Below are 22,727 nucleotides of genomic sequence, written 5' to 3'. Positions count from 1 at the left end.
GGTCAACTCCCGTCACAGACTGGGCACATGACCATCCTGAGGAAATCGATCGCCGCACTGTCGGCCGCCGCGGCTTCGGCGGCCACGCTGCTCGCGATTCCCCCCACCGCCTCGGCAACTCCCGCCCACGACACGGCATATGGCCAACGGCCTCTCGTACGGCCTCTCGCGCGGGAGAACTTCGACCGTCTTCCCCTCGGCCCGGTCACCGCCGGCCGCGGCTGGACGACGGACACCTCCAACGGCACCCTGACCGTCGCCCCGAGCTCGACCGGCAAGGGCCGCGAACTCCGCATCCGTACGCAGGGCAACGGCCGCGCGTTCGTCGTCTTCCCCAACCTCTCGGCGCCCGGCAACAGTTACTGGGCCCGCCTGCGCCTACGCGTGGACGCCTTCCCCACGGCCCCCGACTGGGCCCACTGGACCATCGCGGAGGCCTCCGGCGCCGACTCCCCCACCCTCGTACGCCCGTTGGGCGGCCAGTACGCCCCCACGGACAAGGGCAACTTCTGGGGCGTCGGCTCCGATCTGGGCCCGACGGGCGACTGGACGTCGTGGAAGACGTCGGCACCGGCTGTGGCAGACACGTGGCAGTGCGTGGAATTCCATCTCGACGCTGTGGACAGCCGGGTCACGGTGTACTTCGACGGGGTCGAGCAGTCGGACCTGACGGTCGACGCCACTCACCACGGGGGCGCGCAGGACTCCGACTTCGCCTTCCCGACGTTCGACGAGCTGAAGCTGGGGTGGCAGCTGTACCAGGGGGATCCGACTCCGTCGTCGTACGACGTGCGGATGGATGACGTGGTGGTGAGTTCGGGGCGCGTGGGCGGGTGTTGAGGATGCGCTGACCTGGTGAGGGGTGAGGCGGGCGGTGCCGTGCCTCGCCCCTCACCTGGAGCGGGCGCTGCCCGCCGGGGCGTTCGGCGTCGGCGGAAATCCCGTTGCCTATCGGTCACCGGCCTGGTGGGATGCAGGGGCTTCGACGGTGAGGGACCGGAGAGGTGTGGCAGCCGAGCAGGGGTGGGGTGGCGGTGCCCGTAGAGGCCGCGTTCTGGGCCGAGTTGGCCTTCCCTCCCCAGCGGACGCGGCTGCCGGTGGTCGGCGGGCTGCCTGCGGGCGTGGTGCGGGACGATCCGCTGCCACCGCATCCGCAGTTGCTGTTCGGGCCGTCGTGCGACGCGTTCCGGTACACGCTGGCGCGGATGCCTGCCGTCCAGGAACCGTGGCTGCGGGAGATCTGCGCTCGCGGGTGCTGACCGTCAGAGGTCGTGGCGGGGTCCGGCAAGGAGGTCATCGGCGCGGCACCCTGGTGGCAGAACCGGATCGCCGTCGGATGACCGGCTGACGTGTCGCACGTACGTCGTCGAGGGCTCGTTTCCGCAGGAATCGGGCCCTCCCACGTGCCTGCCACACGATCGGGTGGCGCGGTGTGAAGGGGACACGCCCGTTCCTCCCGGCCTACGATGATGGCCTCGGCACCAGCCCACAGGAGGCACGTGATGTCCGCAGCATCCATCGAGCGGCACCATGGCGACCGTCCGCTGATCGCGGAGGCGCACCGCCTCATGGAGCGCAATCCGGGCAACCGCGTCGAGATCATCCGAGGCCAGATCCTCGTGTCCCCGCCCCCGGACGGCCCACACGCAGATGCTCTGACGAGTCTCACCGTTCCTTTCCTGGCGGCAGGGCTGCACGGCCCGGAGTCGAGAGTGCTACAGGGGGTCGGGCTGTGGCTCCCCACTGGTCCGGAGGACTACGCGATCCCTGACCTCGCGGTGGTGGACGCCGAATACAGAGGCAGCCATGTCGAGAACAGCTGCTACGACCCCATCTGCTTCCGCCTCGTCCTGGAAGTCACGTCCAGCAACTACCAGACAGACCTGCGCACCAGGGTCGCCGCCTACGCCGGGGCCAAGGTCCCGGTCTACGTGATCATCGACCGCAAGCATCAGCGCCTCCACGTCCTCACCGACCCCGCCGAGAACGACTACGGCAATCACCGCATCCACGCCCCTGGCGAACTCGTCACCCTCCCCGATTCCATCGGCGCCAAGGTCACCCTCGACGTGGCTGCGATCCTCGACGCCGGCCAGTCGAAGCGGACCCCCTGATCACACCGATCACCCTTGTCCCCGTACAAGCCTCCCAGGATTCCGCCGACCATCCCCTTACCCTGACGCCATGTCAGATGACGAGTCGTACGAACTGCTCGGTTTCGACAACGTGCTGCTGCCCGTCGGTGATCTCGCCGAGGCGGTCGGCTTCTATGAGCGTGCCGGGTTCGGGGTCACCGCTCGGGTCGACGAGGCCGGGATCGCCGTGCTGAGGGTCGGGGCCGAGACGCCGGGGCTGCTGCTGCGGGTCGAGGAGGCGCTCGGGCACCGGGCGCCGCCGTGGGCGTCCCCCCGGATCTGGCTGGAGGTGCCGGACGCCAAGGCGGCGGCCCGCGCCCTGGCCACGGCCGGTATCACCCCGCTCGACGCCCCGATGTCCGTGGCCACGGGCTGGACCGTCGAGATCGCCGATCCCTGGGGCAACGTCATCGGCTTCACGGACTACACGAAGCGGCCGGAACTCGCGCGGTCATGAACCCGGCCGCCGATCGATCACCGTCAGGTCGATGTCGATCTCGAAGGGGGCGGTCAGTTCCAGGCGGTCGTGGAAGATGCGGGTGAGAGCGTAGGCCTTGGTGGCCGGGTCGAGTTCGTAGACGTAGACGACCGGGAGCCCCTTGTCGCCGTCCTGCTCGACCCGCCAGAAGTGTGCCACCCCGGCCGCCGCGTACTTGCGGGGCTTGACCTCACGGTCGCGGTCTCGGGTGTCTCCCGCGACCACCTCCACCGTCAGGAAGACGTCCCCCGGCTCGTCCCAGGTCTGGTGGAACCGCGTCTGGGGACTGACGAAGACGAGGCTCCCGTCGAGCAGTTCCGTGTGCTTCGGGAGATCGGGGATGCGGTCTACGTCGTCGGCGGTCCAACTCTCCGGGGGCGGAATCGGCCAGCCCACCCCGGTTACCCGACCACCACTTGAACGTGTTCAAAAACAGGTCTACAGTCTCCCTCATCAGAACTTTTGAACGCGTTCAAGCCGTTCAGGGTGCTCGGGGACAAGGACGAAGACATGGACCTCACAGTCGTCGCATACGTCATCTACCTGCTGGTCAGCGTCGCGCTGACCGTCTGGGTCGCGCGGACTCTCAGCAGCAACGGGCGGGTCTTCCTCGCCGATGTACTGCGGGGGAACGAGAAGCTCGCCGAGGCCGTCAACCATCTGCTGGTCGTCGGGTTCTATCTCGTCAACCTCGGGTTCGTGGCCCTCTATCTGAGCGGCGACGGGGACATCGCCAGTACCCGGGAGGTCTTCGAGGCGCTCTCGACCAAGCTCGGTGTGGTGCTGCTGGTGCTCGGCGTCATGCATCTCGCCAACGTGTTCGTTCTCAGCAAGATCCGTCGGCGGGGTGTCATGGAGCGGGAGCAGGTGCCGCCCGTCGCGCCGCAGGGCTGGGTCGCCCCCACGGCCGGGGCGTGACCGCGATGAGCCACCTGAACGCGGTGGGGTCGGGGGACACCACCGCCCGCGCGGACCGGGACGCCACGGGGGGCGTTCCGGTCCGCCGGCTCACCGTCCTGTACGACGCCGACTGCGCCCTGTGCACCTTCGTGCGCGGCTGGCTCGAACGGCAGCCCCAGTTGGTGCCGCTGGACATGGTTCCGGCGGGGTCCGGGCAGGCGCGGGCGCTCTTTCCCGGCCTCGATCACGCCGCCACCCTCGACGACATCACCGTCGTCGGGGACGCCGGGCAGGTCTACCGCGGCACCGGTGCCTGGGTCGTCGTGCTGTGGGCGTTGCGTGAGCACCGGCCGCTCGCCCATCGGTTCGCCACGCCTGCCGGGGCCCGGCTCGCCAAGGGTGCCGTTCTCGCCGCCGCCAAGTGGCGCGGGAGCCACTGGGGTACCGACAGGGGTGGCCGTCCGGTGTACCGGCGGGCCGACGGATGGTCGTACGACCCGCGCTTCGGCTGGAGCCACACGCCACCCGGCACCGCACCCGGCTGTGACAGCGGCGCCTGCTCCACTGGTTAGGCTCCTTCCGTGTCAGCAGCGAAAGACAGCCCCGAATCCTCCGAGTCCGCCGAGTCCTCTGAGCCCTCTGCCCCTGCTCCCGCCAAGAGTGAGCAGACCCGTGCGCTGATCCTGGAGACGGCCATGCGGCTGTTCAAGGAGCGGGGGTACGACAAGACGACCATGCGGGCCATCGCCCAGGAGGCCGGGGTCTCCGTCGGCAACGCGTACTACTACTTCGCCGGCAAGGAACACCTGATCCAGGGCTTCTACGACCAGCTCGCCCGCGAGTACCAGGTGGTCGCGCGCGAAGTCCTGGACCGGGAGACCGAGTTGGAGGCCCGGCTGGCCGGGGTGCACCGGGCCTGGCTCGATGTTGCCGCTCCCTACCACGAGTTCGCCGTGCAGTTCTTCAAGACCGCAGCCGACCCGAACAGTCCGCTCAGCCCCTTCTCGCCCGAGTCGGAGCACGCCCGCGTGCAGGCCATCGACGTACACAAGGAAGTACTCGCGGGTTCGAAGGCCAAGGTTCCGGAGGAACTCCGGGACGTGCTGCCCGAGTTGATGTGGCTGTCCCAGATGGGCATGGTCATGTACTGGATCTACGACCGTTCGGAGGGCCGTGAGCGCACCTACCGGCTCGCCGGGCGTGGCGCCCGCCTCACCGCACGCGGGGTGGCTCTGGCCCGCTTCCGGATACTGCGTCCGCTCGTCCGTGAAGTCCACGACCTGTTCAGTGACTTCCTGCCGGGGATGACCAACGCCCTTCCCGAGGAACGAGAGAACCCCGGGAAGGGCGAACAGGCCAAGTGAGCGGCAGGGGCGTCAGGTCACCGCGTCCGCCGCCTCCTCCGCTTCGTCCGCCGACGCCTCCGGCAGCTCCACGTCGTACACCAGCGGGCCGTTCTCCACCGTCACCTGTCGTGCCCGGGAGCCGTACGAGACCGCTGTCGCCGCCAGCAGGTACGCCCCCGGGGCCGGGACGGAGAGGATGTACGAGCCGTCCGCCAGGGACGTGACCCGGTCCAGTTGGCGTCCGCCCTTCGTCAGGAGGGTCACCGACGCGTCCTCGACCGGCGCGCCCTCCGTGTCACGGACGAAACCGTGGACCACCGAGGCGCCGCCCGCCGACCGGTCGGGTTCCGCTGTCTCCGGATCCTCCTTCGGTTCCACCGCCAGATGCGGCAGACGCTTCTCCAGGCCCGCCGGCAGCCACCAGTTGGAGTTGCCGAGCAGGTGCATCGCGGCCGGCACCAGGGCCGTACGGAGGATGAACGCGTCCAGCGCCACCGCCGCCGCGAGGCCGATGCCCGCCATCGCGCCCTCCAGGTCGCCGCTCAGGACGAAGGCCGAGAAGACGCAGATCATGATCAGGGCCGCGCAGTTGATGACCCTGCTCGTCTCCGCGAGGCCGACGCGGACCGCCCGTGCGTTGTCCTTCGTGTGGACCCACTCCTCGTGCATCCGGCTCACCAGGAACACCTGGTAGTCCATCGAGAGGCCGAAGAGGAGGGAGAGCATGATGACGGGGAGGAACGCCGTGATCGGGCCCTCCTTGCCGACGCCGAGCAACTCCGTGCCCCAGCCCCACTGGAAGATCGCGACCAGGACGCCGAAGGAGGCCGCCGCCGCGATCAGGTTCATCAGCGCGGCGGTCAGCGGGACGACGAGGGAGCGGAACGCCACCAGCAACAACAGGAAGCCCAGCAGGATGATCGCCGCCACGAAGTACGGCAGGCGGTCGCTCGTCACCGCCGCGAAGTCCTTGAAGATCGCCGTCACCCCGCCGACGTGCGCCTCGACCCCCGAGGCCGGGATGACCTCGTCACGCAGACGGTCGATCAACTGGTCCGTGTGCTCCGACTGGGGAGAGGTGGTCGGGACCACCTGGATCACCGTGATCCCCTGGGACGGGGGCGCCGCCGCTGCCTGCGCCACGCCCTCCGTCGTACGGATCGTCGAGACCAGCGCGTTCGCGTCACCCTTGGCCACCACCACCTGGAGGGGGCCGTTGAAGCCGGGGCCGAAGCCCTCCGCCAGCAGGTCGTACGCCTGCCGGGTGGTCGTCGACTCCTGGTGGTTGCCCTGGTCGGTCGCGCCGAGCCGGATGGACAGGACGGGGAGCGCCAGGATGAGCATCGCCACCAGGGCCATCGCCGCCGTGGAGCGCGGGCGCCTTTCGACGTACGAGGACCAGCGCGCGGCCAGCCCGCTCGCCTCCGCCGGTTCCGGTCCCGTCGAGGCAAGTCGGCGGCGCTGCCTGCGGCTGAGGACACGCATGCCGAGGAGGCCGAGGAGCGCCGGGAGGAGGGTCGTCGCGGCGAGGACGCTCAGGACGACCGTCAGGGAGGTCGCGATGACCACGCCGTCCAGGAAGCGCATGTTCATCACGAGCATCCCGGCGAGCGCGATGCACACCGTGCCGCCCGCGAACAGCACGGCTCGGCCCGAGGTGTTGAGCGCCGTCACCGCCGCCTCCTCGGGCTTCATGCCACGCAGGATGCCCCGGCGGTGCCGGGTGACGATGAACAGCGCGTAGTCGATGCCGACGCCCAGACCGATCAACGAGCCGAGCAGCGGGGCGACTTCGGGGACGTCCGTGACATGGCTGAGGAGGGAGGTGGCCATCAGGCCGGTGCCGAGGGCCGCGATCGCCACGACGAGCGGCAGCAGCATCGCGAAGAAGGAGCCGAAGGCGAGGAACAGGACGACCGACGCGGCCAGGATACCCACCATCTCGGCGATGCCGGTGGGCGCTTCCTCAGTCCTGGCGATCGCCTGGCCGCCCAACTCGACCTGAAGTCCGTCGCGTTCGGCTGCCTGGGCGGTGCCGACAACGTCCTCGATCGTCGCCTTGGGCACCCCGTTGGCCTGCTCGGTGAAGGTGATCTGGGCGTAGGCGATCCGCCCGTTCTCGCTGATCTGGGCCGCGCCGCCGGAGGCGTACGGGCTGGTGACCTCGCCGACCCCCGCCATCTTCGCGATCTCCGCCAGTTCCGGTTCGATCCGGGACCGTACCGACTCGTCCCGTACCGTGCCGTCGTCGACCTTCCACACGACCGTGTCGGTGTCGCCCGAGGACTGCGGGAAGGCCTCCTCCATCAGGTCGTACGCACGCGTCGAGTCCGTGTTGGGGAGGGAGAAGCTGTTCGCGTAGTCCGTGCCCGCGGCGGAGCCCGCGAAGCCCAGTCCGAACACGGTCCCCACCCATATCAACAGGACCACCAGCCGGTGCCGATAGCACCACCGAGCCAATGCCGCCACGCTCAACACCCCTTGTTCGTCAGGTCGTTCGGTCGGTTGGTCCCCCAGGTCCTGGCAACAGGATCAGGGGCGGGAGCGGAGGCGGGCATGAGCCGGCCATGACTCTCAAGGAACTCCAAAGCACGAACCGGGTCCGGCTGTCGGTGGCCCCGCCGATACTGGGGGTATGACGGTTCCGGGCACAGGGACGAGCACAACCACACGTACGGTCACGGTCACGGGTGCGGGTACGGGCACGGGCACGGGCACCGTGCTGGTGGTGGAGGACGAACCGAGCATCGCGGACGTCCTCGCCATCGCCCTGCGCTACCACCGCTTCGAGGTGATGGTCGCGGGCACCGTCCGTGAGGCGCTCACGCTCGCCGGGCGCACCCGCCCGGACGTCGCACTGCTCGACATCATGCTCCCGGACGGCGACGGCCGGGCCCTGGGGCGTGAACTGCGCGACCGCAGGCCCGAGTTGGCCCTCGTCTTCCTGACCGCGCGGGACGCGCCGGGCGAGATCGTCGGCGCCCTGCAGTTCGGCGACGACTACATCACCAAGCCGTTCAACATCGATGAGGTGGTCGCACGGATCACCGCCGTACTGCGGCGGACCCGGCCCGCCGACATGCTGCCCCAGCGGCCCCCGCTGCGCTACGGCGACCTGGAGCTGGACGAGTCGACGTACAGCGTGCACCGCGCGGGCGGCACCGTAGAGCTGACTCCGACGGAGTACGCGCTGCTGCGGTTCCTGGTGCGCAACGGCGGCCGGATCGTACCCAAGGAGCAACTCCTGCGGCATGTCTGGCAGTACGAGCACACGCCTCCCGAATCGACGGTCGTCGAGACGTACATCAGCTATCTGCGGCGCAAGCTCGACGCGCTCGGACCGCCTGTGATCACCACCCGGCGCGGTGTCGGATACGGGCTGGCATGAGTCTCCTCGCGATCGGCAGGGGATGGGGGCGCGCCTTCGGGGCGGGATGGTGCCGCACCTTCCGCTGCGAGCGCGGTATCCACTCCCTGCGTGTCAAGCTCACGCTGGCCAACGTGGTGCTGCTGGCGCTCGGCATCGTCGTGGCGACCGCCGTGAGCGTGATGGGCATGCGGCTGTACCTGCTGGACAGCGTCGACAACCAGCTGATGAACACCCGGAACTCGATCGGCGGCTCCCGGCTGACGCTGGAACAGATCGACTCGCTGAGCGCGATCGCCGCCCTCACCGACAGGTATCGGCACGCCTCCGGTGACAGCGGCGGCGGTTCGGCCGGGTCCGACCCCTCGAACACCGGCTCCGCGAGCACCGGCTCCGCGAACGCGGGCGCCTCCGACACGGGCGCCGGCGACACCGGCCTCGCGAACGCCGACACCCTCATGTCCGACGGCATCTTCGCGGTCGTCGGCGAGGAGGGGCGGGCCATGTCCGTCGCCGGTTTGGAGGCCACCGCCGACCAGCGCGCCCTCGCCACCGCCGTCTCCGACCCGGCCGCCCTCGCCCGCGACGACGAACCCCACGACATCCGGGTGCGGGACGCCCCCTACCGGGTCACCGCCGCCCACCTCGCCGACGGCGCGACCGTGCTCCTGGCCACGTCGACGGACGCCCTGCACGACGTCCTCGGCAAGGCCCTGAAGCTCGACCTCGCCGTCGGGACGCTGCTGCTCGCGCTGCTCGCCGTGCTCACGATGTTCAGCGTGAGCCGCCGGATGGCTCCCCTGGAGGACATGGTCGAGACGTCGACGGCCATCGCCGAGGGTGATCTCACCCGGCGGGTCCCGTCCAGCCGCGAGGCCACCCTTGAGGTCGAACAGCTGCGGATCGCCCTCAACACCATGCTCCACCAGGTCGAGTCGGCGTACCGCACCCGCGAGCGCAGCGCGGCCCAGCTGCGGCGGTTCGTCGCCGACGCCTCGCACGAACTGCGCACCCCGCTGTCCGCGATCCGCGGCTACCTCCAGCTGTACGACAAGGGGATGCTGACCGACCCGCGGGAACGGCGGCGCGCCTGGGACCGGATGAACGGCGAGGCGGATCGCATGGGACGCCTGGTGGACGAGCTGCTGACGCTCGCCCGTCTCGACCAGCAGCCCGAACTGCGCTTGCGAAACGTCGACTTGAGCCGTCTGGTGCGGGACGCGGCGGAGGATCTGCGGATCCAGGAACCGGACCGGCCGATCAGTGTGGCCGCCGACGGGGCGATCCTGGTGCGGGCCGACGAGTCGGGGCTCAGACAGGTGCTGGGCAACCTGGTGGGCAACGTCCGTACGCACACGTCCGCCGATGTGCCGGTGCGGCTCGGTGTGGAGCGGGCGGACGGTGTCGTACGGCTGTGTGTCGCGGACCTGGGGCCCGGCCTGGCGCGGGAGGACGCGGCGCGCATGTTCGACCGGTTCTTCCGGGCGGGAGGTGGGGCGGGGAGCGGGTTGGGGCTGGCGATCGTGCAGGGGGTGGTGCTGGCGCACGGCGGGGAGGTCTCGGTGCGGACCGCCGCCGGCGAGGGGTTGGCGGTGACGGTCAGTTTGCCGGAGCGGGCTGTGTGTTTGTGAACGGGCGTTGCTGAGTGCCTTTGTCTGCCGGTCCGTTGTGGCTGGTCGCGCCCACGCGGCGGAGCCGCAGAACGACACGGCCCCGCGCCCCTATGGGCACACCCCTGCGGGGCGGCCTATGGGGGCGTTGTGACCAGTGCCCAGACCGTCTTCCCGTGGCGGCCTCTGCTCCACACCCCCCACGCCTCCGCGATGTCCTCGACCAGGTGGAGGCCGCGGCCGTGTTCCTCCCCGTCCGTCAACGGGTGGAGGCGAGGTTCCGTCGTGCCCTCGTCGGAGACCTCTATGAGGCAGGAGCCGTCGGCGAGTGCCGTGACGGCGACCTCGAACTCCGGCTCCAGGAGGGGGCCGTGGCGTACGACGTTGGTCGCCAGCTCGGAGACGAGCAGGACGGCGTCCGTGAGCGCCGGGCCGTCGGTGCTGTGTCCCCAGTCGGCCAGATGGTCGTGCACCCGGCGCCGGGCGAGCTCGACGGACGCCGGATGCCGGGGAAGCCGGAAGGAGTTGCGCCTCAACACGTCCGCTCCTCACCCGGCCCACACCGTCAGCACACCTGATGCTGTGTTGGGTACCCTCCCAGCGTCACCTAGTCCGCCTCGGCCGGTTTGCGGCTGTCATAAACGGTGATCAAGCCTGTGCGGACGCCAGTTCCACCACGGTGATGTCCGACTGCGCCCCCACCCGCGTGGGCGGACCCCACGCGCCGGCGCCCCGGGTGACGTACAACTGCGTGTCCCCGTACCGCTCCAGGCCCGCGAGCGTGGGGTTGGCGAGGTCGGCGACGAAGTTGCCGGGCCACAACTGGCCGCCGTGGGTGTGGCCGGAGAGCTGGAGGTCGACGCCGTGGTCGACGGCGTCGTGGATCTGCACCGGCTGGTGGGCCAGCAGCACGGTCGCCCGCGAGGTGTCCCGGTCGCCGAGCGCCTTGGTGAAGTCGGGGCCCTGGCCCTCGCTCTCACCGGAGATGTCGTTGACCCCGGCCAGGTCGAAGGCGGGCAGTTCGACGCGCGCGTTCTCCAGCGGGCGCATACCGAGCCGCCGCACCTCCTCGACCCACTGTTCGGCGCCGGAGAAGTACTCGTGGTTCCCGGTCACGAAGAACGCCCCGTGCCGCGCCCTGAGTTGAGCGAGGGGCGCCGCCGCCGGACCGAGGTCCTTGACGCTGCCGTCGACCAGGTCGCCGACGACCGCGATCAGATCGGGCTGGGTGGAGTTGATCGTGTCGACGACCTTCTGCGCGAAACCGCGGCCGAGCACGGGCCCGAGATGGATGTCGCTGACGACCGCGATCCTGAACCCGTGGGCGCTGCGCGGGAGTTTGGCCAGCGGCACGGTGACGCGCTTCACGCGGGGGCCGCGCAGGACGCCGTACGTGCCGTACCCGACGGTCCCGGCCGCGGTCGCGGCGGCGGCGCCGGCCACGACACGGGAGACGAAGAGGCGCCGGGAGGGGGCGGCGAGGAGGCGGGGAGAATCCGGGGCGCCGAGGGTGTCCGGCAGGTCCGGGGTGCCAGGGGCGCCGGGAGTGCCCGTGGCGGCTTCCGGGGTGTCCGGTGCTCCCACCGGGACGGTCTCCGTCCTCCGGAGGGGCACGGCCGGCGGTACGGGTGCCTCGGCCGGACGGCGACGCTCCAGGAACCGCCGCAGCAACGGCCGTACGAGCTCGCCCGCGATCAGGGCCAGCCCCAGGTACATGAACAGGGCCAGCCACAGGAAGCCCGGCCAGGCCAGCGTGCGCTGGAGCCAGAAGGGCGCGCCGCCGCGCTCGGCGACGAAGGCCCCGATCATCAGGACGGGCAGGGCGACGAACACCACCGTGCCGACGCGGCGGGCGAGGCCGGGGCCGGCGGTCGTGTCGCGCACCAGGCGGCGCCAGACGTACCAGTGCAGCCCCACCAGAGCGGCGACCGCGACGAGCAGAAAAACGATGACCATGCGGGTGTGTCCCCCGTTATGAGGTCTGGCGCAAAGCGCGCAGTCCGCGCAACCCGATGCCGCCGACGATCGTCCCCAATACGAAGGAGACGACGGCGAGCACCAGGTGCACCCAGAAGTATGCCGTCGGAGTGCCCGCGTCATCGAACGCGAGCCCGCTGCCGTCCTTGACCAGATTCTTGATGAAAGTGACCCAGATGACCCAGCTCCACACCCCGAAGGCGAGCAGGAACCAGGAAATGGGGCGGCTGAGCGTCATGAGTCCAGTATCGCCGTCCGGTGTCGGGTCCTGTGGCCGGGGTGGGGAAGGAGGCGTGCGGGTCCGGGCCGGGGGCGGTGCGACTTCATGGGCCGGTACATGTACGTTCTCGATCGTGTCCGCCTCGAAAAAGACCGCCAAGCGAACCTTGCTGGTCACCTCCGCCACCTTGTTGTCCGCCGCGCTGACCGCGCCCGTACCGGCGTTCGCGGCTCCCAAGCCCACGCCGAGCGCCTCGCCGTCGGTGACTCCACCGGCGAAGATGTCGACCGTGGGCGGGGAGCGGCTCGGGCAGGCCGGGACGCAGGTGAACCTCGCCACCGGCGTGCCGGTGATCCCCAAGGACATCACCGCCCGCTCGTGGATCGTCTCGGACGCCGAGTCCGGCGATGTGCTCGCCGCCCACAACGCGCACTGGCGGCTGCCCCCGGCGAGCACGCTGAAGATGCTGTTCGCCGACACGGTGCTGCCCAAGTTCCCGAGAACGCTGAAGCACAAGGTCACGCCCGCCGAGCTGGCGGACGTCGGCGCCGGTTCCAGCATGGTCGGCATCAAGGAGAAGGAGACGTACACGGTCCACGATCTGTGGCTCGGCGTCTTCCTGCGCTCCGGCAACGACGCGGTCCACGTCCTCTCCCACATGAACGGTGGCATCGGGGCCACGGTCAAGGAGATGAACGAGCACGCGGAGGAGCTCCAGGCCCTCGACACCCATGTGGTGAGCCCCGACGGCTACGACGAGCGGGGGCAGGTGTCGTCGGCGTACGACCTGACGTTGTTCGCCCGCTCCGGGTTGCAGAAGAAGGATTTCCGCGAGTACTGCTCGACTGTTTCGGCCAAATTCCCCGGCGAGACGAAGAAGAACAAGAAGGGCAAATCGGCCCGCGGCTCCTTCGAGATCCAGAACACCAACCGGCTGCTCGCCGGTGACTCGGACATCTCCGTGTACCAGGGCATCGCGGGCGTGAAGAACGGCAACACCACCAACGCGGGCGCGACCTTCACGGGGGTCGCCGAGCGCGGTGGCAAGGTGCTGCTGGTCACGGTGATGAACCCGGAGAAGAACGAGCACAACGAGGTCTACAAGGAGACCGCGCGGCTGCTCGACTGGGGCTTCCGGGCCGCCGGGAAGGTGCAGCCGGTGGGCGAGTTGGTCGCTCCCAAGGGGTCGGAGGGGGCGGGTGCCCAGCCGGGGTCGACGGACGCCGCCGACTCCGGTTCCGGAGAGGCGGGGGGCGGCTCGGGTGACGGGTCCGGCAAGGGTGACTCCTCCGCGTCCCCGGTCGCGAAGGCGTCCTCCGGGGCCGGGTCGGACGGGGGCGGGATGGGTGTCGCGCTCGGGATCGCCGGTGGTGTGGTGGTGCTGCTGGCGGGGGGCGCGTTTCTGATCAACCGGCGGTGGCCGCTGCCGGAGCTGGTGCGGCGGCGGAGGTGAGGTGGGGGTGGGTGCGGTCTTTCTTCGCCCCCTCTGTCGGCCTGAACGGCCTCGTCCTCAAACGCCGGACGGGCTGGAGATGCCTGAACCTGGGCCATAGAGACGGCGGGGGCGAGTGGGCGGGAAACACCGCCCGGGCTGAACGGGCCTCGTCCTCGAACTCCCCCAGAAGTGGGACCCCCGGACGGGCTGGAGGTGTGGTGCGGCGCTGACGAGGTGTTGCCCGCGCTGGACACAGACAGCAAACGGGCGGGCGGGTGGCTGGGAAACACGGCCTGGGCTGCACCGGCGTCGCCGTTCAGACCCCGGACAAGTCGGACTCTGGCTCGGACTCAGCCTCGGATTCGGACGCCGGAGGCGATGAACCCGTCGCCGTCCAGGACGCGCAGAACAAGACGAGTTTCGACGTGAAGTTGATCCACAGCAACAGGGCCACGGGGACACCGAACGCCCCGTACATGCTCTTCGCCGCCACCCCCTGCATATAGCTGCTGAGCAACAGCTTCAGCAGCTCGAACCCGGCGGCGCCGATCAGCGCGGCGACGAACAGGCGACGCCGGGTCGGTTCCACGCCGGGCAGCAGGGTGAGGACGTACAGGAGCAGGAGGAAGTCGGCGAGAACCGCGACGGTGAACGCGGCGAGGCGGAGCAGGACCGCGCCCCAGCCGGCCTCGTCGACACCGAGTCCTCGTGCCGTCCAGCCGACCGCCGCCGAGGCGACGGTGGACGCGGCGATCGTGACGAGGACGGCGCCCCCGAGCCCGACCAGCACCCCGGTGTCCTTGACCTTCCGCAGGACGGGGTTCCCCTCGTCCTCCGGTACCTCCCACACCGCCCGCAGACACTCCCGCATCGAGCCGACCCACCCGATCCCGGTGAACAGCAGCACGGCGCCGGCGATCACCCCGATCGTGCCCGCGTTCTGGACCAGAGCGTTGATGTCCAGTTGCTCGGAGATGCCGGGCACCTGCTCGGCGATCTTCTCCTGCAACTCATTCTGCCGCCCGGTGCTGAGCGTGGCGGCGGCGATCGCGGCGGCCACGGTGAGCAGGGGGAACAGTGCCACGAAGCTGATGAAGGTCATTGCCGCCGCGAGACGCGACCACTTCACCCGGTCGAGACGCTCGTACGACCTCCACACGTGCGTGGTCATGAGGCGGACGACGATCGGTCCGACGCCGGGGAGCTTCTTCAGCCAGTCCATGATGACCTTTTACCCCGGAAGTGCCTGATGGTGGTGGCTCTCGGGGGTTCTACCTGGCCGGAAGGGGGCCACGCTCCACATGGGCCGCCTGCGGCGGCACGACGGCCGCACCGAAGGTGTACTCGCGCAGCTTGCGCCACACCGCGTCGGCACCCTGCTCGTAGAGCGCGAAGCCGGTGCAGGGCCAGTCGGCCTCGTAGTCGGCGAGTTCCGCGAAGGCGCGGTCCATCGCCTCCTCGTCGATGCTGTGCGCGACCGTCACATGCGGGTGGTACGGGAACAGCAGCTCACGCGCCACCGGCCCGGAGGCGTCACGGACCTGCTTCTGCAGCCAGGTGCAGGCCTCCGCACCCTCGACGATCTTGACGAACACGACGGGCGACACCGGCCGGAAGGTACCCGTCCCGGAGAGCCGCATCGGGAACGGCCGGCCCGCGGTGGCCACCTCGACGAGGTGGGCGTCGATGGCGGGCAGCGCCGCGGAGTCGACTTCCGTGGGCGGCAACAGGGTGACATGGGTGGGGATACCGTGTGCGGCGGCGTCGCCGAAGCCCGCACGCCGCGCCTGGAGCAGGCTGCCGTGTGGCTCCGGGACCGAGATCGACACACCGATCGTTACGGTCCCCACGTCGTCTCCTGTCGTCGTCTCGGTATTGGCCGTGCGGTGTTGCGCCTGCGCTGTCGTCCGTGCGTTGTTGTTCGTGCCCGTATTGCTCATATGGGCTGTTGCTCGTACCGGTCGGCTATCGACTGTACGGCCACGACGGGTCTGCGGGCAGGCGCAACCATAGTGATGTGCAGCGCTCTGATGCCGCGTCGTGCGCTGTGCGGTGGTACTGGTACCCCTGCGACGACGGTTCAGTGCTTCTCAGTGCTTCTCAGTGCTTCGCGGGCAGGAAACCGACTCGCCCGTAGGCCTGGGCGAGCGTCTCCGCGGCGACGGCCCGTGCCTTCTCCGCGCCCTTGGCCAGGATCGAGTCGAGCGTCTCCGGGTCGTCCAGGTACTGCTGGGTGCGCTCCCGGAACGGCGTCACGAAGTCGACGACGACATCGGCGAGGTCCACCTTGAGCGCACCGTAGCCCTTGCCCTCGAACGTCCGCTCAAGTTCGGCGACATCCGTGCCGGTGAGGGTTGAGTAGATGCCGAGCAGGTTGCTGATGCCGGGCTTCTCCTGCGGGTCGAAGCGGATCACGGTGTCCGTGTCCGTGACCGCGCTCCTGACCTTCTTGGCGGTGCTCTTCGGGTCGTCGAGGAGGTTGATGAGGCCCTTGGGCGTGGACGCCGACTTGCTCATCTTGATCGACGGGTCCTGAAGGTCGTAGATCTTCGCCGTCTCCTTCAGGATGTACGGCTTCGGGATCGTGAAGGTCTCGCCGAAGCGGCCGTTGAAGCGCTCGGCGAGGTCACGGGTCAGCTCGATGTGCTGGCGCTGGTCCTCGCCGACCGGCACCTCGTTCGCCTGGTAGAGCAGGATGTCGGCGACCTGGAGGATCGGGTACGTGAACAGCCCGACGCTCGCCCGGTCGGCACCCTGCTTGGCCGACTTGTCCTTGAACTGGGTCATCCGGGACGCCTCGCCGAAGCCGGTGAGGCAGTTCATGATCCAGGCGAGCTGGGCGTGCTCGGGGACATGGCTCTGGACGAACAGCGTGCAGCGGTCGGGGTCGAGCCCTGCCGCGAGGAGCTGGGCGGCGGCCAGGCGGGTGTTGGCCGTGAGCTCCTTCGGGTCCTGCGGGACCGTGATCGCGTGCAGGTCGACGACCATGTAGAACGCGTCGTGGGACTCCTGCAGGGCCACCCACTGGCGTACGGCGCCGAGGTAGTTGCCGAGGTGGAACGAGCCTGCGGTGGGCTGGATTCCGGAGAGCACGCGGGGACGGTCAGAGGCCATGTTGCCCATTGTCTCAGAGGGTCAGGGTGAGATTTGCCCGGGACGTGGGGGATGGTTCGGTGCGTGGGGACTGCGGACCGGTGGGGGCTGGTCGCACCCCGCGGCGGAGCCGCAGATCGATGCGGCCCCGCGCTCCTGGAATCCTCAGCCGAGGTCGATTTCCGGGTACAGCGGGAAGCCCGCCACCAGGTCCGTCGCCCTGCGGGAGATCTCGTCGGAGATCTTCGTGTCCAGGACGTGGGACGCCTTCGAGGGGGCGCCCGACTTGGTGGTGCCCGGTTCGGCGGCGGTGAGGACGCGGTCGATCAGACCGGCCACCTCGTCCATCTCCGCCGTACCCAGGCCCCGCGTGGTCAGCGCGGGCGTGCCGATGCGGATGCCCGACGTGTACCAGGCTCCGTTCGGGTCGGCCGGGATGGCGTTGCGGTTGGTGACGATGCCCGAGTCGAGGAGCGCGGTCTCGGCCTGGCGGCCCGTGAGGCCGTAGGAGGAGCCGACGTCGATCAGGTTGAGGTGGTTGTCGGTGCCGCCGGTGACGAGGGTGGCGCCCCGGCTCATCAGGCCCTCGGCGAGCGCGCGGGCGTTGTCGACGATGCGCTGGGCGTAGTCCTGGAAGGCGGGCCGGCGGGCCTCGGCGAGGGCGACGGCCTTGGCTGCCATGACGTGCGGGAGGGGGCCGCCGAGGACCATCGGGCAGCCGCGGTCGACCTGGTCCTTGAGGGAGTCGTCGCACAGGACCATGCCGCCGCGCGGGCCGCGCAGCGACTTGTGGGTGGTCGTGGTGACGATCTGGGCGTGCGGGACCGGGTCGAAGTCGCCGGTCAGGACCTTGCCCGCGACCAGGCCGGCGAAGTGCGCCATGTCGACCATGAGGGTCGCGCCGACCTCGTCGGCGATCTCGCGCATGATCCGGAAGTTCACGAGACGGGGGTACGCGGAGTAGCCGGCGACGATGATCAGCGGCTTGAAGTCACGGGCCGTCGCGCGCAGCGCCTCGTAGTCGATCAGGCCGGTCGCCGGGTCGGTGCCGTAGGAGCGCTGGTCGAACATCTTGCCGGAGATGTTGGGGCGGAAGCCGTGGGTGAGGTGGCCGCCGGCGTCCAGGGACATGCCGAGCATGCGCTGGTTGCCGAAGGCCTGACGCAGTTCGGCCCAGTCGGCGTCGGAGAGGTCGTTGACCTGGCGGGCGCCGGTCTTCTCCAGGAACGGGACCTCGACGCGGTCGGCGAGGACGGACCAGAAGGCGACGAGGTTGGCGTCGATGCCGGAGTGCGGCTGGACGTAGGCGTGCCGGGCGCCGAAGAGTTCGCGGGCGTGCTCGGCGGCGAGGGACTCGACGGTGTCGACGTTGCGACAGCCGGCGTAGAAGCGGCGGCCGATCGTGCCCTCGGCGTACTTGTCGCTGAACCAGTTGCCCATGGCCAGCAGGGTGGCCGGGGAGGCGTAGTTCTCGGAGGCGATCAGCTTGAGCATCTCGCGCTGGTCGGCGACCTCCTGGCCGATGGCGTCGGCGACGCGCGGTTCGACGGCACGGATCACGTCGAGGGCGCTGCGGAAGGCGGTGGATTCGGTGGAGAGGGACTCGGCTGACATGGGGACCTCCGGACGTGGCGTTCGGCGTTCACGGCTCGGCCCAGGCGCACGGCACTCACTCACGGATCCCGGCAACGGGTTGCGACGGGTCCTGGGGCCGCTTCCCGATGGTCGGTCCCATCCCAGCGCGCCAGTCACGGCCCGCCGGTCAGCCTACCGGGCAGGCCGGAGGGCCGAGCCGCCCTGTCCACCATGCGAGCGACGTCCGCCGCACGGGTGTCGGACGTCCGCCGCACGGGCGTCAGAGGATCACGTGGGGCAGGAAGCGGGCGTACTCGTCCGTGATCAGGCCGGCCGACTCGCGGATGCCGAGGCCCGCCGACTCGTTCTCGACGACCCAGGCGCCGAGGACGACGTGGTTGCCGTCGAAGGCGGGGAGGGGGGCCAACTCCTGATAGCAGCAAAGCTCTTCGGGGTTCGCGAGGTCGGCCGCGGGAGCGGGGACGGGGGCGGTGTGCGGCTCGTGGACCGTCACGCCGGCCCCCTCCCGGCCCAGCAGCGGCTTGGCGACGTAACCGGTCGTGTGCGCCAGCTCCCGGGGCCCGTCCAGGTAGGCGGGGAGGAGGTTGGGGTGGTCCGGGTAGAGCTCCCAGAGGACGGCGAGGAGGGCCTTGTTGCTGAGGAGCATCTTCCAGGCCGGTTCGATCCACAGGGTGCTGCCCGTGCCGCCGCCGTTGTCCAGGGTGTCGAGGACATGGTCCGCGAACTCGTCGGTGGTGAGCCACTCCCAGGGGTACAGCTTGAAGCAGCTGCGGATGAACCGGAGTTGGTTGTCGACGAAGCGGCCGGAGAGCGGGTCCCAGCCGATCTCCTCCATGGAGATCCACTCGGTGTCGAGGCCCGCCTGCTCCGCCGTCTCCTTCAGGTACGCGACGGTCATCAGGTCCTCGCCGATCTCGTCGGCGGCGGAGTGCGCGAAGTGGAGGGGGCTGCCGGGCGAAAGGAGGGCGGCCTGCTTCTGCCAGGCGGCGATCAGGCGTTCGTGCAGGGAGTTCCACTGGTCTGCGCCGGGGAAGCGGTCCTCCATCCAGAACCACTGGGGTGAGGCGGCCTCGACGAGGGAGGTGGGGGTGTCGGCGTTGTACTCGATGAGCTTCGCGGGGCCCGTGCCGTCGTAGCGGAGGTCGAAACGGCCGTAGACGGACGGGAGTTCGGCTCGGCGGTGCCAGGCCTCGGCGACCGCTGCCGCGATGCGCGGGTCGGTGATGCCGAGGTCGGCGAAACGGTTCGCGGTGACGATGTGGTCGGCCGCGGCCAGGCACATGGCGTGGAGTTCCTCGACGGTCTCCTCCAGCGCCTCCACCTCCGGGAGCGAGAAGACGTAGTACGCGCTCTCGTCCCAGTAGGGCCGCAGGGAGTCGTCGGGGTGGCGGGTGAGCGGGTAGACGAGCCCCTGTGCCTCGACGGTCTGCTGCCAGCCGGGGCGGGGCTCGATCGTGCGGCGCTCCATGGCGGGGCTCAGCCGCCCGAGCCGCTGTCGCCGCCGCCGAAGCCGCCTCGGGAGACGCCGGTGTGGCTGCTGCCGTCGTCGCTGCTCGAACTGCCGCTGCCCTTGCCGGACTTGGTGAAGGAGCCGCCCTTCACCCAGCCGGACTTCTTCTTGCCGCCGTAGTAGTGGGCGCCGTTGACGGTCGTGCTGGTCTTGCAGTTCTTCTCGGCGACGACCTTGTAGCCCTTGCCGGTCTTGTAGCTGTCGCGGTCGACGCAGCGCTTGTCGGGGTCGTCGGAGGAGCAGGCGGTGAGAGCGGCGGCGAGGAGGCCCATGCCGCCGAGCACGACGGTGCCCGAGCGGAGTTTTCTGCCCGGTTGTCTGCGTGCGTCAGCCATGTTCGTGCTCCCCGTTGGTGTTTGGACCGGTTTGAAGTTCCCCTCAGCTTAAAGATCGTCCAAGGACTGTGCTCGGCTGGCCCCCTGTTCCTCCCACCCGACTTCTGCCCGCCTAGAGTCGCTTTGTGCTCTTTGGAATGGTGTGCGCGCTCGGCGCGGCGGTCTGCTTCGGTACGGCGACGGTGTTGCAGGCCATGGCCGCACGGGCGGCGGCCGATGCCGCCGGTCCGGGCAGCGGTTCCGGTGGCGGTCCGGGCGGCGACGCGGCGTTGTTGTTGCGGGCGTTGCGACAGTGGCGGTACATCGCCGGGCTGGCCCTGGACGGGCTCGGCTTCCTCCTCCAGATCGCCGCGTTGCGGTCCCTTCCGATCTACGCCGTCGGCGCGGCGTTGGCGGCGAGTCTCGCGGTCACCGCGGTGGTCGCCGCCCGGCTGCTGCGGGTGCGGCTGAGCGGGGTGGAGTGGGCCTCGGTGGGGGTGGTGTGCGCCGGGCTGGGGATGCTGGGGCTGGCGTCGGGCACGGAGGGGGAGCGGGCGGGGCCGGACGCGCTGAGGTACGCGATGCTCGCGACCGCGCTGGGTGTGCTGGTGCTGGGGTTGCTGGGCGGGCGGCTGCCGGAGCGGGTACGGGGGCTGGTGCTCGGGTTGGGTGCCGGGTTCGGGTTCGGGGTGGTCGAGGTGTCGGTGCGGCTCGTCGACGAGGTGTCGGTGGGGGCGCTGGTGACGAACGTGGCGGTGTACGCGCTGGTGGTGGGAGGCGGGGCGGCGTTTCTGGCGCTGACGTCGGCGTTGCAGCGGGGGGCTGTGACCGTGCCGACGGCGGGGATGGTGATCGGGGAGACGCTCGGGCCGGCGGTGATCGGGGTGGTGTGTCTCGGGGACCGTACCCGGGAGGGGTTGGGGTGGCTGGCGGTGGCGGGGTTCGGGGTCGCCGTGGTGGGGGCGCTGGCGTTGGCCCGGTTCGGTGAGGCACCGGATTAGGCCCCACCCCCCGTTGCCCCTACCCGTCCCGTCCTCGGGGGCCGCGCCCCCGAACCCCCCTGTCGCGCTGAACGCGCTCGTCCTCAAACACCCCCAGAGGGGGACCCCCGGACGGGCTGAAGACGGTCACGCCATCCCCTCCACCACCCCGTCCCACAACCGCACCCTCGCCTCCAGCGCGTCCGTCGCCGTCTCCGCCGCCTCCGCCCAGTGCTCGTCACTCGTACCGCACAGGTCGGCGACCATCTGCATCGCCATGGGGGTGTGCTCCTCGCCGTCGACCTCGATGTGGCGGGACAGGTAGTCGCGGAACAGGGGGAAGCGGTCGGTGCCCTCCTCCTTGATGACCTGGTCGAACATGTCCGGGATGAGATCCTCGCGGGAGAAGGCGAAGGCCGCGGCCCGGCAGTGCAGTGGCCGGCCGTTGACGATCTCGAACGTGGTGCGGACGAACTCGGCTGCGGGGCCGGGGACTTGGGCGACACGGAGCGCCGAGCCGAGATCGTGCCCCTCCCCCACCAGGGCGACGAGGGTGTCGATGCGGGAGGTGTCCGCCGCCGCCTCGGCCATACCGGCCCGGTACAGCTCGAAGTGGCTGGTGAAGCCGCCGTTCAGCTCGTCGCTCTCCTCCACGAGCACGATGTCGTTGATGAGGCGCCGGCTCACCGCCGACCCGCGCGGCACCCAGGGGACGTCGACACAGGTCAGCTCCCGCTGCAGCGACTTGAGCAGGGACATGAAGTCCCATACCGCGAACACATGGTGTTCCATGAACGTCGCCAGGTGTTCCCGAGTGTTTATCCGCTGGTAAATCGGGTGGGCGGTCACTTCTTTTCGCACCGGGTCGATCACGGACCGGGCCCGCTCGATCCCTTCGTGGGTCACATCCCAGTCGTACCTGGACATGAAATCTCCCTCGCGTCAGCCGAATGACGATCGAATGGCGATCGTGCAGCTTTCCCGCTCCCCCGGGCAAGCCCTTTCCCGAATTCCATAAAAGTTACCCCGATTATTGATCGAAAGAGCACGGCAAGCCGCCCTAAAAACCGATAAAAAGTAACCTTCCGGACATCCTGGAGGAGGTTTCGAAAATCTTCGTTGAAGATTTGAGCGTGATCGGTTCTCGCTGCGTATACGACAGGGTGACCAGGAATCCCGTCACCGTCACGGTGGCGTATCAAGTGATCCCGGGCCGCGAGACCGAGTTCCACTCCTGGGGCTGGGCCGTGCTGCGCGCGAGGGCGCGTGAGCCGGGTTTCCTGGGGGGAGGCGTGCTTGTCGACGGAGAGGCGGAGTGGCATGTGGTCTACCGCTTCGACAGCGAGAACACTGCCCTGGCCTGGGAGAACTCCCCAAACTGGGCACAGTGGGCGGGCCGGGCGGAAGGGCTCGCCCGGGAGACCGGGCGCCGTACCGTCCGAGGCTCCAAAGTGTGGTTCGACTCCCAGACGGACTTACCGGCCACCACCCCGGCACCGCCCTCCCCACCGCGCCCGCCGGACAAATGGAAGCTTTGGTTCGTTAATATGAGCGCGGTTTTTCCACCCGTGCTCGTATTCAATCTGACCGTTCTTCCCTTTCTCGGTGGCGTCAATGCACTCATTCGCACTCTACTGCTGTGTCTGGCCGTGACGGCACTCGTCACCTGGATTCTCATGCCGCGCCTTCAGCGTTTCTTCAAGAAATGGCTCTACCCGCCGCTCCAGGCACTTCGTGGACGGCACAAAAGGCGGACCGCATGAACG

The 22,727-nt window shown here is 69.6% G+C and carries 24 protein-coding genes; 12 read left to right on the top strand and 12 right to left on the bottom strand.

What is annotated here, in order from left to right; genetic code table 11:
• Positions 1–27 precede the first annotated feature (27 nt).
• The 4 genes from IEY89_RS17740 (at position 28) to IEY89_RS17725 (ending at position 2,592) form a co-directional block, all read left to right on the top strand.
• Entirely contained in the window at positions 28–840 is an 813-nt protein-coding gene (locus IEY89_RS17740) for a hypothetical protein (protein ID WP_189148379.1), read from the top strand.
• A 188-nt stretch (positions 841–1,028) separates the two neighbouring features.
• Entirely contained in the window at positions 1,029–1,259 is a 231-nt protein-coding gene (locus IEY89_RS17735) for a hypothetical protein (RefSeq protein WP_189148378.1), read from the top strand.
• Between the two features lie 243 nt (positions 1,260–1,502).
• Entirely contained in the window at positions 1,503–2,114 is a 612-nt protein-coding gene (locus IEY89_RS17730; protein WP_189148377.1) for a Uma2 family endonuclease, read from the top strand.
• 70 nt (positions 2,115–2,184) lie between these two features.
• Positions 2,185–2,592 (top strand): VOC family protein, encoded by a 408-nt coding sequence (locus IEY89_RS17725; RefSeq protein WP_189148376.1) that lies wholly within the window; start codon positions 2,185–2,187, stop codon positions 2,590–2,592.
• Here the strand turns inward: IEY89_RS17725 and IEY89_RS17720 are convergent.
• Positions 2,587–3,009 (bottom strand): Uma2 family endonuclease, encoded by a 423-nt coding sequence (locus tag IEY89_RS17720; protein ID WP_189148375.1) that lies wholly within the window; start codon positions 3,007–3,009, stop codon positions 2,587–2,589. The two genes, IEY89_RS17725 and IEY89_RS17720, sit on opposite strands and share 6 nt — an antisense overlap.
• Before the next feature lie 114 nt (positions 3,010–3,123).
• Here IEY89_RS17720 and IEY89_RS17715 point away from each other — a divergent pair, with 114 nt between their 5' ends.
• The 3 genes from IEY89_RS17715 to IEY89_RS17705 are packed head-to-tail and all read left to right on the top strand — an operon-like array spanning position 3,124 to position 4,877.
• Positions 3,124–3,531, top strand: coding sequence for a hypothetical protein (locus IEY89_RS17715; protein ID WP_189148374.1), 408 nt, complete (start codon positions 3,124–3,126; stop codon positions 3,529–3,531).
• Between the two features lie 5 nt (positions 3,532–3,536).
• Positions 3,537–4,085 (top strand): thiol-disulfide oxidoreductase DCC family protein, encoded by a 549-nt coding sequence (locus IEY89_RS17710; RefSeq protein WP_229695289.1) that lies wholly within the window; start codon positions 3,537–3,539, stop codon positions 4,083–4,085.
• Between the two features lie 9 nt (positions 4,086–4,094).
• Positions 4,095–4,877 carry a TetR/AcrR family transcriptional regulator gene (locus IEY89_RS17705; RefSeq protein ID WP_189148373.1) on the top strand — a complete coding sequence of 261 codons (783 nt, stop codon included), beginning with the start codon at positions 4,095–4,097 and terminating at the stop codon, positions 4,875–4,877.
• Between the two features lie 12 nt (positions 4,878–4,889).
• On the opposite strand, the gene IEY89_RS17700 is transcribed toward IEY89_RS17705, so the two are convergent.
• Entirely contained in the window at positions 4,890–7,319 is a 2,430-nt protein-coding gene (locus tag IEY89_RS17700; protein WP_189148418.1) for an MMPL family transporter, read from the bottom strand.
• A gap of 259 nt (positions 7,320–7,578) precedes the next feature.
• On the opposite strand from IEY89_RS17700, the gene IEY89_RS17695 reads away from it, so the two are divergent.
• Both IEY89_RS17695 and IEY89_RS17690 read left to right on the top strand, forming a co-directional pair.
• Positions 7,579–8,247 (top strand): response regulator transcription factor, encoded by a 669-nt coding sequence (locus tag IEY89_RS17695; protein WP_189148417.1) that lies wholly within the window; start codon positions 7,579–7,581, stop codon positions 8,245–8,247.
• Entirely contained in the window at positions 8,244–9,857 is a 1,614-nt protein-coding gene (locus tag IEY89_RS17690; RefSeq protein WP_189148372.1) for a sensor histidine kinase, read from the top strand. The genes IEY89_RS17695 and IEY89_RS17690 overlap by 4 nt, the downstream gene beginning before the upstream one ends.
• 116 nt (positions 9,858–9,973) lie before the next feature.
• Here the strand turns inward: IEY89_RS17690 and IEY89_RS17685 are convergent, their stop codons facing one another.
• The 3 genes from IEY89_RS17685 to IEY89_RS40685 all read right to left on the bottom strand — a co-directional run bounded on the left by IEY89_RS17685 (position 9,974) and on the right by IEY89_RS40685 (position 12,051).
• Entirely contained in the window at positions 9,974–10,375 is a 402-nt protein-coding gene (locus IEY89_RS17685; protein WP_189148371.1) for an ATP-binding protein, read from the bottom strand.
• Between the two features lie 109 nt (positions 10,376–10,484).
• Positions 10,485–11,792, bottom strand: coding sequence for a metallophosphoesterase (locus IEY89_RS17680; RefSeq protein ID WP_189148370.1), 1,308 nt, complete (start codon positions 11,790–11,792; stop codon positions 10,485–10,487).
• A 16-nt stretch (positions 11,793–11,808) separates the two neighbouring features.
• Positions 11,809–12,051 carry an SCO4848 family membrane protein gene (locus tag IEY89_RS40685; protein ID WP_229695279.1) on the bottom strand — a complete coding sequence of 81 codons (243 nt, stop codon included), beginning with the start codon at positions 12,049–12,051 and terminating at the stop codon, positions 11,809–11,811.
• A gap of 115 nt (positions 12,052–12,166) precedes the next feature.
• Between IEY89_RS40685 and IEY89_RS17675 the strand changes: the two genes are divergently transcribed.
• Positions 12,167–13,486 carry a D-alanyl-D-alanine carboxypeptidase family protein gene (locus tag IEY89_RS17675; RefSeq protein ID WP_345635563.1) on the top strand — a complete coding sequence of 440 codons (1,320 nt, stop codon included), beginning with the start codon at positions 12,167–12,169 and terminating at the stop codon, positions 13,484–13,486.
• A 298-nt stretch (positions 13,487–13,784) separates the two neighbouring features.
• On the opposite strand, the gene IEY89_RS17670 is transcribed toward IEY89_RS17675, so the two are convergent.
• The 6 genes from IEY89_RS17670 to IEY89_RS17645 all read right to left on the bottom strand — a co-directional run bounded on the left by IEY89_RS17670 (position 13,785) and on the right by IEY89_RS17645 (position 20,002).
• Complete coding sequence (locus IEY89_RS17670) at positions 13,785–14,690, bottom strand: YihY/virulence factor BrkB family protein (RefSeq protein ID WP_229695277.1); 906 nt, start codon at positions 14,688–14,690, stop codon at positions 13,785–13,787.
• Between the two features lie 49 nt (positions 14,691–14,739).
• Positions 14,740–15,318 (bottom strand): 2'-5' RNA ligase family protein, encoded by a 579-nt coding sequence (locus IEY89_RS17665; RefSeq protein ID WP_189148368.1) that lies wholly within the window; start codon positions 15,316–15,318, stop codon positions 14,740–14,742.
• 250 nt (positions 15,319–15,568) lie between these two features.
• Positions 15,569–16,582: a tryptophan--tRNA ligase gene (gene trpS, locus IEY89_RS17660; protein ID WP_189148367.1), complete on the bottom strand. Its 1,014-nt coding sequence runs from the start codon at positions 16,580–16,582 to the stop codon at positions 15,569–15,571.
• Between the two features lie 144 nt (positions 16,583–16,726).
• Positions 16,727–18,175, bottom strand: coding sequence for a glycine hydroxymethyltransferase (locus IEY89_RS17655; RefSeq protein ID WP_189148366.1), 1,449 nt, complete (start codon positions 18,173–18,175; stop codon positions 16,727–16,729).
• A gap of 241 nt (positions 18,176–18,416) precedes the next feature.
• Positions 18,417–19,625, bottom strand: a complete 1,209-nt coding sequence (locus tag IEY89_RS17650; RefSeq protein WP_189148365.1) for a glutathionylspermidine synthase family protein — start codon at positions 19,623–19,625, stop codon at positions 18,417–18,419.
• Between the two features lie 8 nt (positions 19,626–19,633).
• On the bottom strand, positions 19,634–20,002 hold the full coding sequence (locus IEY89_RS17645; RefSeq protein WP_189148364.1) for a hypothetical protein: 369 nt from the start codon (positions 20,000–20,002) through the stop codon (positions 19,634–19,636).
• Between the two features lie 137 nt (positions 20,003–20,139).
• On the opposite strand from IEY89_RS17645, the gene IEY89_RS17640 reads away from it, so the two are divergent.
• Positions 20,140–20,982, top strand: coding sequence for a hypothetical protein (locus tag IEY89_RS17640; RefSeq protein WP_189148416.1), 843 nt, complete (start codon positions 20,140–20,142; stop codon positions 20,980–20,982).
• Positions 20,983–21,108: 126 nt separating this feature from the next.
• Here the strand turns inward: IEY89_RS17640 and IEY89_RS17635 are convergent, their stop codons facing one another.
• Positions 21,109–21,888, bottom strand: a complete 780-nt coding sequence (locus tag IEY89_RS17635; protein WP_189148363.1) for a DUF3050 domain-containing protein — start codon at positions 21,886–21,888, stop codon at positions 21,109–21,111.
• A gap of 200 nt (positions 21,889–22,088) precedes the next feature.
• Between IEY89_RS17635 and IEY89_RS17630 the strand changes: the two genes are divergently transcribed.
• The gene (locus tag IEY89_RS17630; RefSeq protein ID WP_229695276.1) at positions 22,089–22,724 is read left to right on the top strand and encodes an antibiotic biosynthesis monooxygenase; all 636 of its coding nucleotides are present in this window, start codon (positions 22,089–22,091) and stop codon (positions 22,722–22,724) included.
• The last annotated feature ends 3 nt before the right edge of the window (positions 22,725–22,727 follow it).

It is taken from the genome of Streptomyces lacrimifluminis, from assembly GCF_014646095.1.
GTDB lineage: Bacteria > Actinomycetota > Actinomycetes > Streptomycetales > Streptomycetaceae > Streptomyces > Streptomyces lacrimifluminis.
This window is presented reverse-complemented; position numbering and strand designations above follow the sequence as displayed.

Excerpts from the sequence above, each read along its gene's own strand:
- IEY89_RS17740 (WP_189148379.1), top strand. The coding sequence starts at position 28 with ATGACCATCCTGAGGAAATCGATCGCCGCACTGTCGGCCGCCGCGGCT.
- IEY89_RS17730 (WP_189148377.1), top strand. The coding sequence starts at position 1,503 with ATGTCCGCAGCATCCATCGAGCGGCACCATGGCGACCGTCCGCTGATC.
- IEY89_RS17725 (WP_189148376.1), top strand. The coding sequence starts at position 2,185 with ATGTCAGATGACGAGTCGTACGAACTGCTCGGTTTCGACAACGTGCTG.
- IEY89_RS17715 (WP_189148374.1), top strand. The coding sequence starts at position 3,124 with ATGGACCTCACAGTCGTCGCATACGTCATCTACCTGCTGGTCAGCGTC.
- IEY89_RS17710 (WP_229695289.1), top strand. The coding sequence starts at position 3,537 with ATGAGCCACCTGAACGCGGTGGGGTCGGGGGACACCACCGCCCGCGCG.
- IEY89_RS17690 (WP_189148372.1), top strand. The coding sequence starts at position 8,244 with ATGAGTCTCCTCGCGATCGGCAGGGGATGGGGGCGCGCCTTCGGGGCG.
- IEY89_RS17680 (WP_189148370.1), bottom strand. The coding sequence starts at position 11,792 with ATGGTCATCGTTTTTCTGCTCGTCGCGGTCGCCGCTCTGGTGGGGCTG.
- IEY89_RS40685 (WP_229695279.1), bottom strand. The coding sequence starts at position 12,051 with ATGACGCTCAGCCGCCCCATTTCCTGGTTCCTGCTCGCCTTCGGGGTG.
- IEY89_RS17670 (WP_229695277.1), bottom strand. The coding sequence starts at position 14,690 with ATGGACTGGCTGAAGAAGCTCCCCGGCGTCGGACCGATCGTCGTCCGC.
- trpS (WP_189148367.1), bottom strand. The coding sequence starts at position 16,582 with ATGGCCTCTGACCGTCCCCGCGTGCTCTCCGGAATCCAGCCCACCGCA.
- IEY89_RS17655 (WP_189148366.1), bottom strand. The coding sequence starts at position 18,175 with ATGTCAGCCGAGTCCCTCTCCACCGAATCCACCGCCTTCCGCAGCGCC.
- IEY89_RS17650 (WP_189148365.1), bottom strand. The coding sequence starts at position 19,625 with ATGGAGCGCCGCACGATCGAGCCCCGCCCCGGCTGGCAGCAGACCGTC.
- IEY89_RS17645 (WP_189148364.1), bottom strand. The coding sequence starts at position 20,002 with ATGGCTGACGCACGCAGACAACCGGGCAGAAAACTCCGCTCGGGCACC.
- IEY89_RS17640 (WP_189148416.1), top strand. The coding sequence starts at position 20,140 with ATGGTGTGCGCGCTCGGCGCGGCGGTCTGCTTCGGTACGGCGACGGTG.
- IEY89_RS17635 (WP_189148363.1), bottom strand. The coding sequence starts at position 21,888 with ATGTCCAGGTACGACTGGGATGTGACCCACGAAGGGATCGAGCGGGCC.